The organism is Pseudomonas sp. FP215 (assembly GCF_030687795.1).
GTDB lineage: Bacteria > Pseudomonadota > Gammaproteobacteria > Pseudomonadales > Pseudomonadaceae > Aquipseudomonas > Aquipseudomonas salmasensis.
The window spans coordinates 3710813-3727918 of record NZ_CP117447.1; the positions used below are offsets into that span (position 1 = coordinate 3710813).

Sequence of the window (17106 nt, forward strand, 5' to 3'; positions counted from 1 at the left end):
TCATTTGCGACCGGGCCCATAGCGACCATTACTGGCGCTCATCAACATTGTGCTTGCCCCTTCCCATTAAACAAGTCGTAAGCGGCTATCATACAAAACCGGAACTACTAATCATGCGATTCACAGCACCTTTACTCGACAAGCCCGCTCCGGGCTGGAAGCACGACTTGCCAGGGCCGAACGAGACGCCATCCACTGAACCGTATCCTCCCGTACTATCGAATCCCCCTAACTGTTCTGACGATATATGTCTCGAACTGGCTCGCGCCACGATGAGAGTACGTGGCGCTGGTGTTTGTTTAAGCCCTTTTATGTTTTTGCTTTCCCTGATCGCCCCCTTCACTTTGATCGAATACATACTGAAGGAAGGCACGCCGCCTCTCATCCCAACCTTTTTTTTACTCTTGGCGTTTATTGTTGCCCTGTGGGCAGGCGTCTATTTCTGGCGAATGGACACCGAAGCCCCCCGCGACGAACCCATCCGCTTTAACCGCTTCCGACGCAAAGTCTATGTCTACCGCTTCCACCACGACGGCCTCAGACCCTTCAGCCGCACCACCTGGGGCGTTCGGGCCGAAGTCTATGACTGGGATAACCTGCGTGCCGAAGCCTGCAGCGTGTACGGCCCCATGGGCAGTGGCGGCCTCATCGAAACCGTCACCCTTGCCGTGGTGAAACCTGGCACCCACCAGGTAATTGATCGTTTTCATTTCGCCCACGAAATTCAACAAGGCGAAATGTACTGGGCCATGGCCCAACTGTTCATGCAACAAGGCCCGCAAGCCCTGCCCGCTTTTCCCCGCCCACCTCGTGACTGGAACAACGAAGACGTGACCTTCAATCTCGCGCGTCGCTTGGCCCCCAAAGTGCAGTGGCCAGCCGAACTAGACCTGCAGTCACGCACCGCGCCCTGACTACAAGCCATCAACCGAAGCAGCCTCGATACAACAGGCTAAAGATTACAAGCGGCGTTCACCCCGAACTTGGAACAGCTCATCATGGTATTTAAAACACCTTTACTCGACAAACCTGCTCCTGGCTGGAAGCACGATTTGCCGGGTCCAAACGAGTCGCCCTCCAACGAACCGTATCCACCCGTCCTATCGAATCCGCCCAATCATGTTGACGATGTATATCTTGAGTTACCAAGTGGGACCTTCCGAATTAGGGGTGTTGCCGTTTGGGGGGCTATGGCTCTTTTTTTGTTCTCTCTCATTCCTCCCTTCACTTGGATTACCCTTTTTATAACAACTGGAACTGTGCCTTCTTTTGTATTTAACTTCTTTGGCCTCATCGCGTTTATCGTGCCTCTATGGGTATGCGTATTCTTCTGGCGAATGGACGTAGAAGCCCCCCGCGACGAACCCATCCGCTTTAACCGCTTCCGACGCAAAGTCTATGTCTACTGCTTCCACCGCGACGGCCTCAGACCCTTCAGCCGCACCGCCTGGGGCGTTAGGGCCGAAGTCTATGACTGGGATAACCTGCGTGCCGAAGCCTGCAGTGTGTACGGCCCCATGGGCAGTGGCGGCCTCATCGAAACCGTCACCCTTGCCGTGGTGAAACCTGGCACCCACCAGGTAATAGATCGTTTTCATTTCGCCCACGAAATTCAACAAGGCGAAATGTACTGGGCCATGGCCCAACTCTTCATGCAACAAGGCCCGCAAGCCCTGCCCACTTTCCCCCGCCCACCTCGTGACTGGAACAACGAAGACGTGAGCTTCAATCTCGCGCGTCGCTTGGCCCCCAAAGTGCGATGGCCAGCCGAACTAGACCTGGAGTCACGCACCGAGCCCTGACTACAAGCCATCAACCGAAGCAGCCTCGATACAACAGGCTAAAGATTACAAGCGGCGTTCAGCCCGAACTTGGAACAGCTCATCATGGTATTTAAAACACCTTTACTCGACAAACCTGCTCCTGGCTGGAAGCACGATTTGCCGGGGCCAAACGAATCGCCCTCCATTGAACCGTATCCTCCCGTACTATCGAATCCACCCAACCATGTTGACGATGTATATCTTGAACTGGCACGCGCTACAGTGAGAATGCGTGGCGTGGGCATTTGGTGTGCCGCATTCCTGTTTGCAATGACACTATCCTTAACAATGTTCCTAATAATGATTCACGCCAGTTCTCCAACACCTTCGTCTTTGTTATCCAAATTATTGGAGCTTATCCCGATAGGCATCGGCTTATGGCTAGGAAGTTACTTCTGGCGAATGGACGTTGCCCCTCCCCGCGACGAACCCATCCGCTTCAACCGCTTCCGACGCAAAGTCTATGTCTACCGCTTCCACCACGACGGCCTCAGACCCTTCAGCCGCACGGCTTGGGGCGTTCGGGCCGAAGTCTATGACTGGGATAACCTGCGTGCCGAAGCCTGCAGCGTGTACGGCCCCATGGGCAGTGGCGGCCTCATCGAAACCGTCACCCTTGCCGTCGTGAAACCTGGCACCCACCAGGTAATAGATCGTTTTCATTTCGCCCACGAAATTCAACAAGGCGAAATGTACTGGGCCATGGCCCAACTATTCATGCAACAAGGCCCGCACGCCCTGCCCAGCTTCCCCCACCCACCTCGCGACTGGAGCAACGAAGCCGTGAACCTCAACCTCGCCCGCCGCTTGGCCCCCAAAGTGCAGTGGCCGGCCGAAATAGACCTTGAGTCACGTACAGCCTCTTGAGGTTCCGTCAATGCAAATCAGCCTATAACGGATGAATCAGGTGGGTTGATTGAACACTTCCGCACGCTGTCGGAAACCGACCGGGTGGCGATGCGCTATTTGACCTGCGCCTTCAAGGAGGTGTCCCGTTTTTGACAGGCTCGCACCTCCCCACCGCCAATCTGACCAGGGATACCAGTTTGGCGGGCTCTCCGCTCAATCGCACCTTCATTCAACCGGGTTTGGAAGATCGCTCCTACATCGTTGCCAAGCCCTTCCGACAGCCCCTTCTGAAAAACTCAGCAGTCACAAAAAATGACGAGCTCTTTCTTACAATAAACGTTATGTATTCAGTTGTTCCGGGCAAGAAGCCCACGTCTCCATTCATCTCATAAAGAAATAGGGTCATGCTAAATACTTCGTTTTTTCCCTCATTACGCACCGCCCCCGGCACATCCCTGCGGCCCCGCCAAATCAATCGAGAAGAAGAGCGCTTGATCCACTACTACCGCTCATTGTCGGATGAGGATCGTGAAGCGGTACGCTGCCTGTTGTATGCGGTCAAGGAAACCAGTGGGGCCGAACGCCCTCACCCATAAAAAGTGACACCGTCATGGGTCAGCGAACGATGAAGTACCTGCGGGGTTGGACACGCTGCCAAGAGCCGGCCCCATGGAGCTTTTCTACCCAGCCAAAGCACGCCTGCCGACCCACAAGCAACACCATCACGTGCGTGATTGTGACCGCGACCTCGCCGTCGGAACGTTCGACCTTGCTAGAGTACGAAGCCCCATCGCCGTGGAGGAACTGCGCATCCCCATGTCCGCCCTCCTCAGCCTTCAGCCACGATTTCCCTTCGGTGGCCTGACCATCTCCCGCTGTGTCGACGCGCTGACCCGACAAGATCTGCTCGACCCGCTTCCCTACGTGCGCCGACACATCTGCGGCGACTGGGGCGATGTGCGCGCAGAGCATCGACGCTACAACGACGCGGCGCTGAAACTTGGCGGTTACCTGCTGTCGTCCTATGTCATTAGTGACGGCTTGGACCTCTGTGTCTTCACCGAAGCGGACCGGAACCGTACGGCGGTTGCGGTTGGGGAATCCTGCTATGTGCTCCCGCAGGGCTCGCTACTCGCCTGTCGCCGGGAATTTTTCCCCAGCCCCTGTTTCCAGCCATTGTGCATTAACGCTCAACAGTCCTGCGATCCTATCGAGCTGCGAGTGCGGGATACCACGAGAAAACCAATTGGTCAGCCGCTGAGGGCTGATCTTCAGAAATAGCGCGAAATCCATTGGCGCGATCTTGCACTCCGACAGCACTACCCGCAGACGCACTCCGGAATATTCCGCGCTGGCAGCGCGAAGCATCGTTGATCGTCGCCCTGTGCGCGCTTCTTTCTCTTGGCCGTAGACCATTCCTTGCTCCTTGTGTAGCTCCATGTGTTTTTTGCCTCTTTCACAATGCAGGTTCACTGAGTATAAACACCGCGTTCATGGGGTCCAATTCCGATGTCGCATAGCTTCTTCGGGTGAGCATTTGGGGCGCATCACGCAGAGAGGCCTTTTCAAGCAGTTGCCAGGACATGTGGCAAGTCCACTGCCTGTAAACCACCGTGACTCAGGATTATCGGTACCAGAAGTGACGCATGACCAAAGGTCTATGTATGCCCGGAGGATGAACAAACAGTAGCTGGCTTGGCGACAGGTGAACTGAGCGAATCCGTTAACAATACGAATTTGAGTCTTACAGGATCACCCTGGGCGCCCAAGGTTTTGCACACAAAAAAAGACGCCTAAGCGTCTCTTCCGTAAATCACAGGCAAAAAAAAGCCACTCGATTGAGTGGCTTTTTCTTTAACGTTTGGAGCGGGAAACGAGACTCGAACTCGCGACCCCGACCTTGGCAAGGTCGTGCTCTACCAACTGAGCTATTCCCGCTTGGTGATGCGCATTCTATAGAATCCTCAGCACCCGTCAACCCCTTGATTCAAAAAAGTTTTATTTCTTTTCAACCGTGGTTCGCAGATGAGGCCAGGCGGCGCGCAGGTATTGCAGCATGGACCACAGGGTCAGGCCGGCGGCGATGAGCAGCAAGGCGTAGCCGGTGAGTACCCAGAATGTGAAGTCCGACGGGTTGGCCAGCAGGATGACCAGCGCGAGCATTTGCGCGGCGGTTTTCCATTTGCCCATGTTGGAGACGGCGACGTGGGCGCGGGCGCCGATTTCGGCCATCCACTCGCGCAGGGCCGAGACGACGATTTCGCGGCCAATGATCACGGCGGCCGGCAGGGTCAGCCACAGGTTGCCGTGTTCCTGTACCAGCAGGACCAGGGCAACGGCCACCATGAGTTTGTCGGCCACAGGGTCGAGGAACGCGCCGAAGGGCGTGCTCTGTTCCAGGCGGCGTGCCAGGTAGCCGTCGAGCCAGTCGGTGGCGGCTGCGAAGGCAAATACCGAGCTGGAGGCGATGTAGCTCCATTCATACGGCAAATAGAACAACAAAATGAAAATCGGGATAAGCAGGACGCGTAGAACGGTAATCAGATTAGGGATATTCATCGGCACAACTGGCTACGAGGTGAGAAGGCATTCTATTCGCTGTGCAGGTTTGCATAAATCAGCTCAGCGAGCTTTTTACTGATACCGGGTGCTTTGGCTATCTCGTCAATGCTGGCACGGGACAGCTCCTGCAAGCCACCAAAATGTTTAAGCAAGTCGCGACGGCGGGTCGGGCCTACCCCCGCAACCCCTTCCAGGGTTGAGGTTCGCCGGGTTTTGCCACGGCGGGCACGGTGGCCGGTAATGGCGAAACGGTGCGCTTCGTCGCGGATCTGTTGAATCAAGTGCAGTGCGGGTGAGTCGCCCTTCAAAGTGAACTCATGGGCGGCATCATTCAAGTACAACGTTTCAAAACCGGCCTTGCGCGTGGTGCCCTTGGCCACACCGAGCAGGATCAGGTCGGGCACCGCCAGTTCGTTGAGCACGTCACGGGCCATGGACAACTGGCCCTTGCCGCCGTCTACCAGCAGGATATCGGGCAACTTGCCCTCGCCGTCCTTCAACTTGCTGAAACGCCGCGTGAGCGCCTGGTGCATGGCGGCGTAGTCATCGCCTGCGGTAACGCCTTCGATGTTGTAGCGCCGGTAGTCGGCCTTGATCGGCCCTTCCGGCCCGAATACCACGCAGGAGGCCACGGTGGCCTCGCCGCTGGAGTGGCTGATGTCGTAGCACTCCAGGCGCTGGGGCGGCTCGTCCAGGTTGAGCACCTCGGCCAGGGCGTCGAAGCGTGCAGCGACGTGCTGTCGGTTCGCCAGCCGCGCGCCCAGGGCCTGTTCGGCGTTGGTCACGGCCAGTTGCTGCCAGCGGGCACGGGTGCCGCGTACGCGGTGGCTGATGTCCAGCTCGCGGCCGCGCAGTTCGTGGATCGCTTCGATCAAGGTGGGGAAGTCTTCATGCACCACGTTGACGATCAGCTCCGACGGCAGGTCCCGCTCTGGGCTGCTGACGTAATAGTGGCCAAGGAACGCAGCCATGACCTCTGCCACGTCTTCGTCGATACCGGTCTGCGGGAAGAAGTTCTTGCTCCCCAACACTCGCCCGCCACGCACGCTGATCAGGTGCACACAAGCGCCGCCTGGGTTGACGAACGCGGCGATCACGTCGACGTCACCGGTGCCGCCTTCCATGCTTTGCTGGTCCTGGACACGGCGCAGCAGGGAGATCTGGTCACGCAGTTCGGCAGCCTTTTCGAAATCCAGGGTGCTGGCGGCCTGCTCCATGGCTCCAGAGAGCTCATCGGTGAGCGCGTTGCTGCGCCCTTCGAGGAACATCACCGAATGGCGCACATCCTCGGCGTACTCCGCAGGTTCCACCAGGCCCACGCAGGGCGCCTTGCAGCGCTTGATCTGGTATTGCAGGCACGGCCGTGTACGGTTCTTGTAGAAGCTGTCTTCGCACTGGCGCACAAAAAAGGTTTTTTGCAGCAGGCTCAGGCTTTCACGGATCGCTCCGGCGCTGGGGTAAGGCCCGAAGTACTTGCCCTTCTGCTTTTTTGCCCCGCGGTGAATGCTCAGGCGCGGAAAATTGCCGTCAGATAAAAATACGTAAGGGTAGGATTTATCGTCACGTAGCAGGATGTTGTAAGGCGGCCGCCATTCCTTGATCAGCGTCTGCTCAAGCAGCAGCGCTTCGGTTTCATTGGCGGTGATGGTGGTTTCGACCTGGGCGATACGCGCCACCAGGGCGGCGGTTTTCGGCGCAAGGCCGGTCTTGCGAAAGTAGCTCGCCAGACGGCTCTTCAGGTTCTTGGCTTTGCCCACGTAAAGCAGGCGCGCCTCGCTGTCGAACATGCGGTACACGCCGGGGCGGCCACTGCAGGTGGAGAGAAAGGCACTGGGATCAAACGGTGTGGTCATGTCAGGCGCTGGCGTCCACCATGCCGTGGCGCACCGCGAGCAGGGTCAATTCAACATCACTGCTGATGGCAAGCTTCTCGAAGATACGATAACGGTAGGTATTGACGGTCTTGGGCGACAGGCACAGCTTGTCAGAGATGGTCTGCACCTTCTGGCAACCGACGATCATCAGGGCGATCTGGATTTCCCGCTCCGACAGCGCATCAAACGGCGAATCGCTGGTGGGCTGGAACGATTTGATGGCCAATTGCTGGGCAATCTGCGGGCTGATGTAACGCTGGCCGGCAAAAACCAGGCGAATGGCTTGCACCATCTCGGCCAGGCCTGCGCCCTTGGTGAGGTAACCGGCGGCACCGGCTTGCAGCAAACGGGTGGGGAACGGGTCTTCCTCGCACACCGTGACCACCACGACCTTGATGTCCGGATGGCTGCGCAATAGCTTGGTCGTGGCACCAAGACCGCCAATCCCAGGCATCTTGACGTCCATCAGCACCACATCGGGCTTCAACTCCCGGGCCTTGATCAGGGATTCCTCCCCCGACTCCGCCTGGCCGACTACTTGCAGGCCGTCGATGTCAGCCAGCATTCGTGTAATACCTGTACGAACGAGATCATGGTCATCGACTACTAGCACCCTAATCAAGCAGACACCTCGCGATATGGTCTTATAGGTTGCTGAACACCTTAGCAAAAAACCAAGGCGCAGACCTAGTTGCAAGTGTCATATATATAGAGATTCAACGCGTTGGGGCTGTTCACCACGTGGCAAACAGCCCTGTTTCCTGGGCTAAAGGTCAGGATTCCTGGGGGTGCGGCTTGGCTTTTCCGTTCACCACGGATGAATGCTCGGCCAAGGTACTGGTCAAGCGACGGATTGCATCCTGGTCTTCCTTGAACATCGCTCGGTAATTGCCCAGCACTTTTTCTTCGATCTTGCTCAGGTTATCCAGTTGGATCGGCGTTGGGCTGCCGGTCAACACGTACAGGATATCCACGCCTTTTTCGGCGACACGAGACAAATAGTCGGCCTTGGGCGCACGACCACCACTTTCATATTTGCCTTGGGCGTTCGCTTCAACGCCTCCAATTTCACCAAAAACTTTCTGCGACAGGCCAAGTCGCTCTCTTTCTTGCCTTAAGCGCGAACCGATTCCACTCATTTGGATGTATGATCCTAAATTGGCACACCCCAAGAGGTGTCACACCATCACTTCGTTAAACAAACTTGAACGGTTTTGAACTATGCCCGGAATCCGTACTGCTGCACAAGCCAAGGCCTGGCTGGAACATCAAGGAAAGTCAGTTCAAGCGTTCGCCCGGGAGCATGGCGTAGATCCGGCAACCACCTATCAAGTGCTCGCCGGGCGAAAAAAGGGACGACGTGGAGAAGCCCATAAAGTGGCGGTACTTCTGGGCATGAAAGAGGGCGTTATCGTGGATGAGCCTGAAGCTCAATCCCACGATGAACAAAGCACTAGCTGACAGCAGTATGCGCTTATTTGTAGGACGTGCTTGTTTTAGTCCGATGTGAGTGCGCGACACTCACGCTCCATCCGCCAGAAGCCATCCTCTTCACCGACAATGCTCAACCCCAGGCGCTGATACAGCCTCCTTGCCGGGTTGGTCTTGAACACCGTCAAACGTAGAAAGCCCAGGCCCTCGACGCGTGCCTTGAGCACCATTTGCGCCAGCACCCAACTGCCCGCACCCTGCTTGCGGCAGCATTCCAGCAGGTGCAGCTCGCGGATATACAGGGCCTTGCCGTCGCGGCTCAGGCTGATAAAGCCCATGACGCCGTCATCGTTGCAGATCAGCCAGTTCTCGCGGCCCGCCCAGGCCACGTCGAAGCCGTCGTTGGACCACAACAAGCCGTTCTGACGGTAATAATGGCTCATAGCCTCCCGGGTCAGGGTGCGGGCAAACGGTAGGTCTTGCTCAGTGGCCCGGCGCAAATGAAACCTCATTCAGAGAGCTACCACGTGGCCGGCCCACTGCCCGCTCTCGCGACGGGCGATCACCAGCGCGTCGCCGACACCGGGGGAGGCAACAAGCAAGTTGCCATCGGCGGTCCAAATTGCACTGCGGCCGGCACAGGCCCAGCCTCCGGACGGCCCACCGTGGTTAGCCATCAATACCAACAGGCCATGCTCGGCCGCATAGCCTTCAAGCAAAGCACTGTCCGCCGCGTAGCCTCCCTCGCTGATCAGTACGCTTGCGGCATACACCGTGGCGCCCGCTGCCGCCGCTTGACATGGATGACTGGCCTGGGAAAAGTCCGCGCACACCGCCAATGCTATGCGGTCATCTCCGAATGCCAGGACCTCGCCGCCCTGCCCCGCAGCAAATGCCAACTCCTCACCGGGGTGCAAGTGCTGCTTGGTGTAGACGCCTACTGAGCCGTCCGCCCCCAGCGCCAGTGCGCCAATCAGTACACTTGTTTGTGACGCCAACCGCACCGGCATGCCCACCACGGCGGTCAATCGCAGCTCCCGCGCCAGCTCACGCAACGGCGCCAACACGGCGTCTTGCGGGTCGATGGCCAAGTCGGCCGCCACGAACGGCTCGTAGCCGGTCAGTGACAGTTCTGGAAACACCAGGCACTGCACGCCCTGTTCAGCCGCGGCCCACATCAACGCCAGGTGCCGCTGGATATTGGCAGCGACATCGCCCGGGATGGAAACGGTTTGCGCCGCAGCAAGGGTCAAGGCAGTCATGGTCGCGTCCTGGCAATCATTGTTTGAGAGCCGTCAGCATATCCACACTTGCCCCATAGCGGCATAGGTATCTACACAACTGAGTGGGCTGTAGCAGCGGACGGTAACCACGATGCGAAGCGAGTCGCTCTTGATCTGCTTTTGATCTTGATCTTAAGCGCCCCGTCAAACCACGCTGGCCGGAATTCGACAGGGATTTGGGGGGTAAACCGGCAGGGATGCCGGTTTAGCCGCCCCGCGCCATGGATGGCGCGTGGCGGCGGCCCCCCAAATCACTGGCGGATTACGGGCACACCGAGCCCAAGCGAGGTGCCGAGTGGTGGGGCAAGAGCGCTTTGGTTACTTTCGCGCTTTTCGAAAGTGACCCGCCGTCAGGCGGAACCCTAAGTAGCCGTTACCGCAGCAATGGATATGTACACAATCCAACTGTGTTGACTGCTAGGCCGCCTTCGCGAGCAAGCCCGCTCCCACAGTTGGATCGCGGGGTGTCAGGTAGAGAAGCATCGCCTGTCAGGCCGCCATCGCAGGCAAGCCACACACAGTTGGATCGCGGGGTGTCAGGTAGATAGGCGTCGGCTGGCAGGCCGTCACGGGAGCAAGCTCCCTCGCCACAGGTCCAGCGTTGCCCATAGCGGTAAGTACCGCCACGCAATAGAAATTACTGATTGAATCCACCTGCACGCCTCTAGTAAGCTCCCCCCATCATTTGGAGAGCCCCATGTTGCCACTCACCCACACTCAGGTTTGTCCTGCTGCCAGCGCCTTGCGCTCGGTGTCGGCTACCCGTGTGAACGGTTCGAGCGCACTGGCCGGCTTTTATTTTGGGTATTGGTTTAGCCACTGGCGCGCCTGATACCTGAAATCGGCGCCCACTACTCAAGGGGTCGCCTACCAGAGAAATCTAAACCCCCGGTCGGCTCCCCGACCGGGGGTTTTGTTTTTTCAGCGCCTAACAACTTGTTTGCTCACGATCACTTAAAGGAATCACACCATGAACTTCACCACCTATTACCGCTACGACACTTGCACTGCATGGCGATTTAGCCAGCTCCGTTCGGGACAGCCTGCCGCCTCCGACCGGTCACCCCATGGTGGCAAGCCAACACACGTAGCCGATACGGCCAATTGTCGAACACCCCAGTAGGCCAAGCGTGCGGGAATCGCCCGCCGCTTGCCCAGGAAGCCTTGAATATGAACTCCTCCGTCGCCGCTTTGCCCGTCTCTACCCTCAACAGTGCCAATGAAGCCCTGACACAGCGTTTGCCCAGCTCCCTTGAGCTCAAGCATCAACTCCCGCTCAGCCCGTTCCTCAACGAACAAGTCCACGCCCATCGCCAAGCCGTGCGCGCCATCCTCAATGGCGAAGATTCACGCCTGCTGGTGATTGTGGGGCCGTGCTCGATCCACGACCCGGAATCGGCCATGGAATACGCGCGCAATCTGAAGAAGCTCGCGCTTGAAGTCAGCGACCAGATGCTGTTGGTGATCCGTGCCTACGTCGAGAAACCGCGCACCACGGTGGGTTGGAAAGGCCTGGCCTACGATCCGCACCTGGACGGCAGCGATGACATGGCCGCCGGCCTGACCCTGTCCCGCGAACTGATGCGTGAAATGCTGCGCCTGGGCCTGCCGGTGGCCACCGAGTTGCTGCAGCCCATGGCCGCCGGCTACTTCGATGACTTGCTCACGTGGGTCGCCATTGGCGCACGCACTACCGAATCGCAGATTCACCGCGAAATGGCCAGCGGCCTGGGCATGCCCGTGGGCTTCAAGAACGGCACCGACGGTGGCGTCGCCATTGCCTGTGATGCGATGCGCTCAGCGTCTCACCCGCATCGCCATTTCGGCGTCGACAGCCAGGGCCACCCGGCGATCATCCAGACGCCCGGCAACCCCGACACGCACCTGGTGCTGCGCGGCGGCCACCGTGGGCCGAACTACGATGCGCAAAGCGTGGCCGACGTAAAGCATGACCTGGCCAAGTCCAAGGTGGCGGCGCGGATCATGGTCGACTGCAGCCATGCCAACAGCGGCAAGAACCCGCTGCGCCAACCGGCGGTATTCAATGACGTGCTGGAGCAGCGCCTGCAAGGTGATACCTCCCTGGTGGGCATGATGCTTGAGAGTCACCTGTTCGAAGGCTGCCAGCCGCTGAGCGCGTCGATGAAATACGGCGTGTCGGTGACCGATGGTTGCCTGGGTTGGGACGGGACCGAGCAGTTGTTGCGCAGTGCCGCTGAGCGGTTGCGGGAACACGGCAAAGCCGACTGATCGGTGAAAATCAACATCTGGGAGGGAGCTTGCTCCCTCGCCACAGGCCCAGTGAGGTTATGCCCGGGCCACCGGCATGCGGGACAGCTCCCGCAACCACGGCAACACCCGCAGGCCGTGGGCAGTCTCGCAGGGGTCGACGATGTCCATGAAGTGTTCGAGGTTGACGTGGTCCGGCACGCCCGGCAGGCGCACCCGCACGGCTGGTGTTACTCCGCAAGGTGCGCCCAGGTCCAGATGCTCGTAGACCAGCACATGACGCACCTGGGGCTGAGGTTCATAGGCTTGGGCCATCAGCCCGGCATGGATTATCAGTACATCGAAGGGTTCGGCAGGAATGGCGGTAAGAATCCGCACCTCTTCGAACGTTTGCACCGGCACGATCCGGTAATAACCCAACCGGTTGAGCATTTTCTCGATGTACAGGCGTTGCAGATGCTGTTCATCGGCAATCAGGATGGTCAGTGCTTTGTTCGGCATGGCAAACCCCTGGCAGGCAGTGCTCGGCAGTGAGCGCTGCCCATTTTCCAGACATATGCCGACGACAAAATCAGGCATGTTCCCGGTTCGCGTAAGAGTTTTCCCAAATTTCCCGAATGGCGATCAACCGCAGTCAAGGCTGATTGCAATAAGCGCTCAAGCCAAGACGCAAAACATCGATCGCTTCAGACACGTCCTCAACCGCTGACCCCAATGCCTGACGGTCGCGCTGTTCACACACTGCCTCCAATGCTTCACACCCACTGATCAATAGGTTTGCCTTGACCATCCGCGCGCCGCCCTTGGCACGGTGAGCCAAGTCGTGCAGCTTGGCAAAATCTGCCTGGCTGGCCAGGCGTGGCAGCAAGGTACGGTCGGCCTCCAGGCTGTCGAGCAACGGCGCCAGCAATTCGACAAGCGCAGCGTGATCATCGCCGGTCAGCGCGACCAGTGTGCTCAAGTCGAATGTCGCCACGGTCTGCGGGCCCGCGTCGGCCACACGCGAGGCCAGCGCCGACCGCAAGTCGTCAAGCCCGGTTGGCTTGAACAGGCAGCCATCCATGCCCGCCTGCCGGCAGCGCTCGGCCTCCTCCGGCTGGGCGTTGGCGGTGAACCCCAGCAACAGGCAGGGTTCCAGACCCTGTTCACGCTCTTGCGCGCGAATGTCCTGTGCCAGCTGATAGCCGTTCTTGAACGGCATGTTGCAATCGGTAATGACGCCGTCGAACTGCCCCGCTCGCCACTGTTCAAGCCCTTGAACACCGTCTTCGGCCGTGACGATTTGGTGGCCCAGAAAGCTCAACTGTCGAGCCAGCAGCAAGCGGTTGGCCGGGTAGTCATCCACCACCAGAATCTTCAGCGCACGGTCCTCAGGCGCCGCCTCTTGCGCAGGCTCAACCGGGGCCGGCAGCGTGGCGGTCATGGCCAGGGTCAGCGTCACGTCCACCCGAGTACCGTGCCCCAACACGCTACTCAAGTGCAATTGGCCGCCCATCATCTCGCACAGGCTGCGGCTGATCACCAACCCCAGCCCAGACCCGCTACGTGCCGACTGCTGGTTATTGCTGCCCTGGATAAACACACTGAACAACCGCTGCTGATCGGCGATGCTGATTCCGATGCCGGTGTCTTGCACCCATAACTGGACGGCCAAGCGATCATCCTCGACCTTAGCCCGCGCAACCAGACTGACCTGCCCATGAGCAGTGAACTTGATGGCATTGCTCAAAAGGTTCGACACCACCTGCTTGAATCGCAGCGGGTCGACCAGCACCGCCCGGTCAATCAACGGGTCCAGCTCAACCTGCAGCGCCAGCCCCTTGGCGCGGGCCAGCCCCTCGAACACGCGCGCGACCGACGCCAACAGCTCATGCAGGTTGGCGGGTTCCAGGGTCAGCGACAAGTGCCCCGACTCGATGCGCGCGATATCGAGAATATCGCCGATCAACTCCAGCATGCCCCGTGAAGCCACAGAGGCCACCTCCAGGGCGTCGCGGTCGACCCGCCCCTGCTCGGCATTTTTCAACGCCAGTTCGATCATGCCGATCACGGCGTTCATGGGCGTGCGGATCTCGTGGCTCATGGTCGCCAGGAAGGTCGTCTTGGCGCGATTGGCGGCGTCGGCATCGTCCTTGGCTTCCTGTAGCTGGCCGAGCAACCGATGCCGCTCGCTCACGTCGACCCAACCGGCAATCATGCCCACCACCTTGTCGTCGCCGTCGCGGTACGGCAGCATCCACTGGTAGATGGTCAGCACATCGCCATTGGGCACCTTGAGTATTCGATCATGAATCTGCGGCTCGCCCCCCGCCATCAAGCGCAGGTAATCCTCATGAAACGACTGAGCCTGCGGCGGGTTTTCGACGTCGGTTTCCACCACCGTCCTGCCGATCACGTCTTCAAGCTTGTAGCCAAACACGTCGAGGTAGGCGTTATTGCAGGCCATCAACCGCCCTTGGCGGTCACGCACGTAAATCGGGTGCGGCGTGCCGTCGATCAATACGCTCATGAACCGCATCTGATCGCTCAGCGCCCGCTCGGCCTGTAGCCGCTTACGAATCAGGCTGCGCAGGTAAATGGCCCAGCCCAGCGTGACGGCCAACAACAGCGCCGCCAACCCGAAGCCCTGAAGAATCACGTTGCGATAACGCAACCAGTAACTGTCCTCGATGATGACCTCGCTGCGCCACTGACCAATCAATTCGTCCATTTCCTGCGGGGTGATACTCAGCAGCGCCTTGTCGAGGATCGAATACAACTCCAATTGACTGCGGTTGACCCCAAAGGTCACGCGTGCAGGCTCAGTGCCGACCGTACTGGTGACACGTAAGCGGTCGCGGTAATACCGACTGATCAAATAGCGCGCGCTGATCAACGAGTTGACCGCGCCGTCGGCGTCACCGTTGGCCACCAGCGCCATGGCTTGCTGGGGGTTTTCCACATCGACAAACATCACGCCTGGAAAATTCTGCGCTATTTCATCGTGCAGGCCATTGCCGACCACCATGGCCAAGCGTTTGCCAACCATCTCCTCCAACGTAAGCGGGCTATGTGGACTGTCACGGGTTACCAGCACAAAGGGGTTGGTCAGGTAGGGCCGGGTAAAGCGTATTTTTTCGGCCCGCTCCACACTGGGGGTGATAACCGCCAGCATGTCCGCCGTCCCCGCACTGACGATGTTGACCTGGCGCGGCAACGAACTGCCTGGCACCACATCGAACTTCAAGCCGGTGCGCAAGCTGATGCGCGATAACACCTCGGCACTCAACCCTTCGAATTGACCTCGACCACCAATAAAAGATAACGGTAGGAAGTCATTGAGCACCGCGACCCTGACCCGTGGGTTTTTCTGCACCCAGCGTTGCTCACTGGCGCTCAAGTGCAGCCGGTCAACGCCGATTATGCCCAGGTTACCTCCGCTCCAGCGGCGCAGGATTTCCATCTGCTCGCTGGCGGGAATCGCCTCCAGCGCGGCATTGAGGATGGGCAGTAAGCGCGCATTTTCGCGGGTGACGGCAAACGCAAACGGATTGACTTCCAGGCCGGAAAAATCCGCCATGCGTACATTATTGAGGTGGTTGCGATTGATCAGGTAATTGCTGCTGATGGCATCCCCCAGGTAGACGTCGGCACGACCAAACGCCACGGCGCCAATGGCTTCGAACGTCGAGGCAAACAGTTCCAACTGGGCTTTGGGGTAAAACGCCCGTACGGCGTCGGGCTGCATGTAGTGATAGAGCATTGCCACGCGCTTGCCGGCCAGGTCGTCATTCAATACCTGGCTGTCACCGCTGCGGGTCACCAGGGTCGGTTGGTCGTTGGCATAAGAGCGAGACAGCAGCAGCTGCGGGTCCGCCGCTTCATAGCCATTGGCGGAGCCGAGGAAATCCACCGCCCCCTGCTTCAGCGCCTCAACCACCTCATCGCGGGTGTCGTAACGCCGAACCTCGATGGCGATATGCAGGGCCTGGCCGACCAATGCGGCAAAATCAGCCGTGATACCTTCAAGTTCGTCGTTGTTATTGGTCAAGTCAAAAGGTGCGTAATCGGGCGCCGAAACGCCCATCAGCAATGTGCGCCGCTCACGCAGCCAACGCCAATCGGCCTCGTCCAGCGCCACTGGCGGGGTTTCGATATGAGAGTGCCCCAACAGCCGCAAAGCGTGAGGCTCTTCAAGGGCCACCGCGATCAGAGGTAACAGGCTCATCCAAAGGATCGTGACGAACCTGATAAACGCGGCGGTGATCATTTCAGTTCAGATCAGATCAGATGGTTGCGCTGGGCAAACGTGGATAAGTGCACTACCGAGGACATTCGCAACTTCTCCTTGAGTCGAGTCTTGTAGGTACTGATGGTCTTGTGGCTCAGCAGCATTTGCTCGGCGATTTCCTTGTTGCCCAGCCCTAGGGCGAGCATCTGCAGTACGGTAAGTTCGCGGTCAGACAAACATTCGATCATCTGCCGTTCTGTTTCTTGCAAATCGTCGCGCCGCACCGAACTGGTCGGCAAACTGGGGAAGCAGCTGTAGCCCGACATGATCGCCTTGATAGCCTTTTGCAGCTCATCCAGTTCGCCGGTCTTGGCGACGAACCCCATGGCGCCGGCGCGCATGCAGCGGGTGGAAAAAAACACCGCCAGGTAGGACGTCAGCACCAGAATCTTGCACGGCAAGCCCAACGCCTTGATCCGGCTGATGACCTCCAATCCGCCCAATTTGGGCATCGCCAGGTCGAGGATAATCAGCTCGGGACGTTGCTCCCGCGCCAACTGCATCGCATCTGCGCCATCCCCAGCCTGAAAAATCTCAACAAAACCCTCCAACTGCAGGAGGTGTTTGACCGTCGCCCGGATAAACGGATGGTCATCCACAATTAATGCTTTGTTCATACAACTTCCCTATGTGGACAAAATACCCTTACACATCACACCGGACCTGGGTACCTGTGAGAAATGACAGTTCCGACGAACGGCGCTGCCTTATCAATACGGTAACCAGGCCGTGTCTGGCCCCCTTCAATTAACTCAGCATAACCACGGACGCCGGACCTCAACGAC

The 17106-nt window shown here is 58.6% G+C and carries 16 protein-coding genes and 1 tRNA gene; 7 read left to right on the forward strand and 10 right to left on the reverse strand.

Translation table 11 applies throughout. From position 1 onward, the window contains the following. The first annotated feature begins 311 nt into the window (after positions 1-311). The 5 genes from PSH76_RS16600 (at position 312) to PSH76_RS16620 (ending at position 3953) form a co-directional block, all read left to right on the forward strand. Complete coding sequence (locus PSH76_RS16600) at positions 312-914, forward strand: DUF6708 domain-containing protein (protein WP_370874663.1); 603 nt, start codon at positions 312-314, stop codon at positions 912-914. Positions 915-1190: 276 nt separating this feature from the next. Beyond that, positions 1191-1802, forward strand: a complete 612-nt coding sequence (locus tag PSH76_RS16605; RefSeq protein ID WP_370874664.1) for a DUF6708 domain-containing protein — start codon at positions 1191-1193, stop codon at positions 1800-1802. A 321-nt stretch (positions 1803-2123) separates the two neighbouring features. Then, complete coding sequence (locus PSH76_RS16610) at positions 2124-2690, forward strand: DUF6708 domain-containing protein (protein WP_370874665.1); 567 nt, start codon at positions 2124-2126, stop codon at positions 2688-2690. A gap of 386 nt (positions 2691-3076) precedes the next feature. Then, entirely contained in the window at positions 3077-3268 is a 192-nt protein-coding gene (locus PSH76_RS16615; RefSeq protein WP_032892413.1) for a hypothetical protein, read from the forward strand. Positions 3269-3341: 73 nt separating this feature from the next. Continuing rightward, positions 3342-3953, forward strand: coding sequence for a hypothetical protein (locus tag PSH76_RS16620; protein WP_192901653.1), 612 nt, complete (start codon positions 3342-3344; stop codon positions 3951-3953). Between the two features lie 581 nt (positions 3954-4534). Here PSH76_RS16620 and PSH76_RS16625 read toward each other — a convergent pair. The 5 genes from PSH76_RS16625 to PSH76_RS16645 all read right to left on the reverse strand — a co-directional run bounded on the left by PSH76_RS16625 (position 4535) and on the right by PSH76_RS16645 (position 8247). Continuing rightward, positions 4535-4610, reverse strand: a tRNA-Gly gene (locus PSH76_RS16625). Between the two features lie 60 nt (positions 4611-4670). Next, positions 4671-5231 carry a CDP-diacylglycerol--glycerol-3-phosphate 3-phosphatidyltransferase gene (gene pgsA / locus PSH76_RS16630; protein WP_032892416.1) on the reverse strand — a complete coding sequence of 187 codons (561 nt, stop codon included), beginning with the start codon at positions 5229-5231 and terminating at the stop codon, positions 4671-4673. A gap of 32 nt (positions 5232-5263) precedes the next feature. Continuing rightward, the gene (gene uvrC, locus PSH76_RS16635) at positions 5264-7087 is read right to left on the reverse strand and encodes an excinuclease ABC subunit UvrC (protein WP_044273194.1); all 1824 of its coding nucleotides are present in this window, start codon (positions 7085-7087) and stop codon (positions 5264-5266) included. A gap of 1 nt (position 7088) precedes the next feature. After that, a complete protein-coding gene (gene uvrY / locus PSH76_RS16640; RefSeq protein ID WP_003190387.1) occupies positions 7089-7730 on the reverse strand; it encodes a UvrY/SirA/GacA family response regulator transcription factor in 642 nt (213 codons plus the stop codon). A 151-nt stretch (positions 7731-7881) separates the two neighbouring features. Further along, positions 7882-8247, reverse strand: coding sequence for a helix-turn-helix domain-containing protein (locus PSH76_RS16645; RefSeq protein WP_032892420.1), 366 nt, complete (start codon positions 8245-8247; stop codon positions 7882-7884). 82 nt (positions 8248-8329) lie between these two features. Here PSH76_RS16645 and PSH76_RS16650 point away from each other — a divergent pair, with 82 nt between their 5' ends. Next, positions 8330-8569 (forward strand): DNA-binding protein, encoded by a 240-nt coding sequence (locus PSH76_RS16650; protein WP_044273192.1) that lies wholly within the window; start codon positions 8330-8332, stop codon positions 8567-8569. A gap of 35 nt (positions 8570-8604) precedes the next feature. Here the strand turns inward: PSH76_RS16650 and PSH76_RS16655 are convergent, their stop codons facing one another. Together PSH76_RS16655 and PSH76_RS16660 are read right to left on the reverse strand one after the other, a co-directional pair. After that, the gene (locus tag PSH76_RS16655) at positions 8605-9051 is read right to left on the reverse strand and encodes a GNAT family N-acetyltransferase (RefSeq protein ID WP_032892423.1); all 447 of its coding nucleotides are present in this window, start codon (positions 9049-9051) and stop codon (positions 8605-8607) included. Next, positions 9052-9801: a carbon-nitrogen hydrolase family protein gene (locus PSH76_RS16660; RefSeq protein ID WP_305492615.1), complete on the reverse strand. Its 750-nt coding sequence runs from the start codon at positions 9799-9801 to the stop codon at positions 9052-9054. A gap of 1191 nt (positions 9802-10992) precedes the next feature. Here PSH76_RS16660 and PSH76_RS16665 point away from each other — a divergent pair. Next, positions 10993-12072 (forward strand): 3-deoxy-7-phosphoheptulonate synthase, encoded by a 1080-nt coding sequence (locus tag PSH76_RS16665; RefSeq protein ID WP_098952035.1) that lies wholly within the window; start codon positions 10993-10995, stop codon positions 12070-12072. A gap of 57 nt (positions 12073-12129) precedes the next feature. On the opposite strand, the gene PSH76_RS16670 is transcribed toward PSH76_RS16665, so the two are convergent. The 3 genes from PSH76_RS16670 to PSH76_RS16680 form a co-directional block, all read right to left on the reverse strand. Further along, positions 12130-12552, reverse strand: coding sequence for a hypothetical protein (locus PSH76_RS16670; RefSeq protein ID WP_032892429.1), 423 nt, complete (start codon positions 12550-12552; stop codon positions 12130-12132). Between the two features lie 133 nt (positions 12553-12685). Further along, positions 12686-16300: a transporter substrate-binding domain-containing protein gene (locus tag PSH76_RS16675; RefSeq protein ID WP_305492616.1), complete on the reverse strand. Its 3615-nt coding sequence runs from the start codon at positions 16298-16300 to the stop codon at positions 12686-12688. Between the two features lie 11 nt (positions 16301-16311). Continuing rightward, complete coding sequence (locus tag PSH76_RS16680) at positions 16312-16938, reverse strand: response regulator transcription factor (RefSeq protein ID WP_032892431.1); 627 nt, start codon at positions 16936-16938, stop codon at positions 16312-16314. Between the last annotated feature and the right edge of the window lie 168 nt (positions 16939-17106).

What these genes read in the sequence shown, in the direction of transcription:
- PSH76_RS16600 (WP_370874663.1), top strand. Translation starts at nt 312, where the DNA reads ATGTTTTTGCTTTCCCTGATCGCCCCCTTCACTTTGATCGAATACATA.
- PSH76_RS16605 (WP_370874664.1), top strand. Translation starts at nt 1,191, where the DNA reads ATGGCTCTTTTTTTGTTCTCTCTCATTCCTCCCTTCACTTGGATTACC.
- PSH76_RS16610 (WP_370874665.1), top strand. Translation starts at nt 2,124, where the DNA reads ATGATTCACGCCAGTTCTCCAACACCTTCGTCTTTGTTATCCAAATTA.
- PSH76_RS16615 (WP_032892413.1), top strand. Translation starts at nt 3,077, where the DNA reads ATGCTAAATACTTCGTTTTTTCCCTCATTACGCACCGCCCCCGGCACA.
- PSH76_RS16620 (WP_192901653.1), top strand. Translation starts at nt 3,342, where the DNA reads ATGGAGCTTTTCTACCCAGCCAAAGCACGCCTGCCGACCCACAAGCAA.
- pgsA (WP_032892416.1), bottom strand. Translation starts at nt 5,231, where the DNA reads ATGAATATCCCTAATCTGATTACCGTTCTACGCGTCCTGCTTATCCCG.
- uvrC (WP_044273194.1), bottom strand. Translation starts at nt 7,087, where the DNA reads ATGACCACACCGTTTGATCCCAGTGCCTTTCTCTCCACCTGCAGTGGC.
- PSH76_RS16645 (WP_032892420.1), bottom strand. Translation starts at nt 8,247, where the DNA reads ATGAGTGGAATCGGTTCGCGCTTAAGGCAAGAAAGAGAGCGACTTGGC.
- PSH76_RS16650 (WP_044273192.1), top strand. Translation starts at nt 8,330, where the DNA reads ATGCCCGGAATCCGTACTGCTGCACAAGCCAAGGCCTGGCTGGAACAT.
- PSH76_RS16655 (WP_032892423.1), bottom strand. Translation starts at nt 9,051, where the DNA reads ATGAGGTTTCATTTGCGCCGGGCCACTGAGCAAGACCTACCGTTTGCC.
- PSH76_RS16660 (WP_305492615.1), bottom strand. Translation starts at nt 9,801, where the DNA reads ATGACTGCCTTGACCCTTGCTGCGGCGCAAACCGTTTCCATCCCGGGC.
- PSH76_RS16665 (WP_098952035.1), top strand. Translation starts at nt 10,993, where the DNA reads ATGAACTCCTCCGTCGCCGCTTTGCCCGTCTCTACCCTCAACAGTGCC.
- PSH76_RS16670 (WP_032892429.1), bottom strand. Translation starts at nt 12,552, where the DNA reads ATGCCGAACAAAGCACTGACCATCCTGATTGCCGATGAACAGCATCTG.
- PSH76_RS16675 (WP_305492616.1), bottom strand. Translation starts at nt 16,300, where the DNA reads ATGATCACCGCCGCGTTTATCAGGTTCGTCACGATCCTTTGGATGAGC.
- PSH76_RS16680 (WP_032892431.1), bottom strand. Translation starts at nt 16,938, where the DNA reads ATGAACAAAGCATTAATTGTGGATGACCATCCGTTTATCCGGGCGACG.